Here is a 1,448-nt window from a genome sequence, read left to right as displayed (position 1 = left end):
ATTTATGAAATTGATTCACTTTAAAAATACTTAAGGCATCAAGGATTAAGAAGTGAAAAGAATTAAACTCACCTCACCCAACCATAAAAATTTAATGGTAGAAAAACTGTGGATAACCCTACTATAAAAAATTTATGGTAGCAATGAGGGATTTTAACTAGGAGTAGAACCAGCTCCTGGATCTTGGAGTATGTGATCGTTGTTTTCGTATTTGAACTGCTGAAAGGAATGAAAAAAACTTCTTTTAAGGCGTTTTTTTCATAATGACCTTTTCGGGCACACTTTTTCTTTCCGTCAGCCACTTTTTCGTGTACAATTAAAACAAAGAAACCAAGCAACAAAGAAACAAAGAATACATATGATGGAGGAGGGCGATAATATGGCTATTGCATATAAGGAAATTATGGAAGGGCGGCGGAGCCATATGGAATCCAAACGGATCAGCGTCTCCACGAAAAGACAAATCACGATTCCACAGAGATTTTTTGAAAAATTAGGCATTGGAAATGAAGTCGAATGCGTTCTACGCGGAAATGAACTTGTTATTCGTCCGGTAGGTGAAGTTGAGTTTGCTGAAGAGATTTTAAGCGAACTGATCCGAGAAAGACATCTGTCTGGTGAGGAACTGCTCCAGGAGTTTAAACGCATGAAAGCGAAGGTAAGACCGGCAGTCGAGAAAATGATGGAAGATGCAGACCTTCTCGCTCAACAGGTTGGCACCGGAGACGATCAGATGAGTGACATTTTCGGGGAGGACTGATTGTTTGCTGCCTGTCTGATTTTTGCCGCCAGCCGAGAAATATTTAAAGAAACTCAATGACAAACCACTTAAAAAATTGTACCAAGATGCAATTAAAGAAATTCAGACCAATCCCGATGTAGGTCAACAGAAGATCGGTGATTTAGCTGGCATTTACGGTTATGACATTCGCTATCAGAAAACCAGTTATGAAATCGCCTACTACTTGACGGAAAACGATCAAGGCGAAGTAGTTGTTGTCATCATGGCTGGTACTCGCGAGAATTTTTGGGACGCGGTGAAAAGCTACATGAACTAGCAAGGGTCAGCAATATGCTGGCTCTTTGTTAATTTTCTTATATACAACGTATGTTCGTAACAAAAAATAGCACCTAAATAGCGAAAACGTCCAAAAATGAAGATTCGGACGTTTTTTACATAATGCTGATTTTCTGACTCATTGAAACAAGGATAAACTTACGCGACATAGTTCACTACGATTCTTTGATAATAGCTGTTAATTGTTCGTCAGATAGCTTGTTTGTGGTGCCGGGTGCTATTAAACGAGTTGCAATAGAGGATCTAAACTCATCAATTAAATCTGGGTTGCGTTTACTAACTCAACTTTCGCAGAGCGAAAATGAGCGTTTTTCCTTGGTACAGCAAGTCTAAAACCAATTTTAGAGTACTCCTTGAAATATAGAAAAAC

At 38.9% G+C, this 1,448-nt stretch carries 2 protein-coding genes; both read left to right on the top strand.

Annotated features, from left to right (window positions below):
- Positions 1-379: 379 nt before the first annotated feature.
- A complete protein-coding gene (locus tag EDM52_RS23930; protein WP_221175576.1) occupies positions 380-760 on the top strand; it encodes an AbrB/MazE/SpoVT family DNA-binding domain-containing protein in 381 nt (126 codons plus the stop codon).
- A gap of 22 nt (positions 761-782) precedes the next feature.
- The gene (locus tag EDM52_RS23925; protein WP_122911403.1) at positions 783-1,058 is read left to right on the top strand and encodes a type II toxin-antitoxin system RelE/ParE family toxin; all 276 of its coding nucleotides are present in this window, start codon (positions 783-785) and stop codon (positions 1,056-1,058) included.
- The last annotated feature ends 390 nt before the right edge of the window (positions 1,059-1,448 follow it).

Origin of the sequence: Brevibacillus invocatus (assembly GCF_003710915.1) — a bacterium.
GTDB lineage: Bacteria > Bacillota > Bacilli > Brevibacillales > Brevibacillaceae > Brevibacillus > Brevibacillus invocatus.
This window is presented reverse-complemented; position numbering and strand designations above follow the sequence as displayed.

What these genes read in the sequence shown, in the direction of transcription:
- EDM52_RS23930 (WP_221175576.1), top strand. Translation starts at nt 380, where the DNA reads ATGGCTATTGCATATAAGGAAATTATGGAAGGGCGGCGGAGCCATATG.